Consider the following 467-nt stretch of genomic DNA (forward strand, 5'->3'; position numbering starts at 1 on the left):
CTACTATCCTGTCCCGAAAAGCGGCACCAGCAGCGTCAAATACGCGCTGATGGCGCTTGGCGGCGGGCAAGCCGCTCTCGCCGATCCGGACAATGAGGTCCACGGTCATCTCTTCACCAGCTGGGTCGATCCGTTTGTGCCGGTCTATGACGGGCTGGGCGGCAAGTTCACCATCGTCCGTGATCCGCTGGAGCGGCTTCTCTCGGCCTATTCGAGCAGAATACTGGACATCAACGTTCTGACGCGGTCATCGGCAAAGGCCGAAATGCTCGAGGCTTTCGGCCTGCCGACCGATCCGGACCTCGATACCTTCATCCTCAACGTCGAAAAATATAGCGCGTGCTCGTGGGAGATCCGATTCCACGTCGCATCGCCGCGCCATTTTGTCGGCTCCAGCCTTTTCCTGTTCGAGCACGTCTTCAGGTTCGAGGAGATGGACAAGGTCGAGGCATTCCTAGATCGGAAGA

The 467-nt window shown here is 58.7% G+C and carries 1 protein-coding gene; it reads left to right on the forward strand.

Annotated elements, in window-relative coordinates; translation table 11 throughout:
• Positions 1-467 (forward strand): sulfotransferase family 2 domain-containing protein (locus EN786_RS36080; protein ID WP_135910026.1); only part of this gene is annotated, 467 nt, incomplete at both ends.

The organism is Mesorhizobium sp. M4B.F.Ca.ET.143.01.1.1 (assembly GCF_004792275.1).
In the GTDB taxonomy this organism is placed as follows: domain Bacteria; phylum Pseudomonadota; class Alphaproteobacteria; order Rhizobiales; family Rhizobiaceae; genus Mesorhizobium; species Mesorhizobium abyssinicae.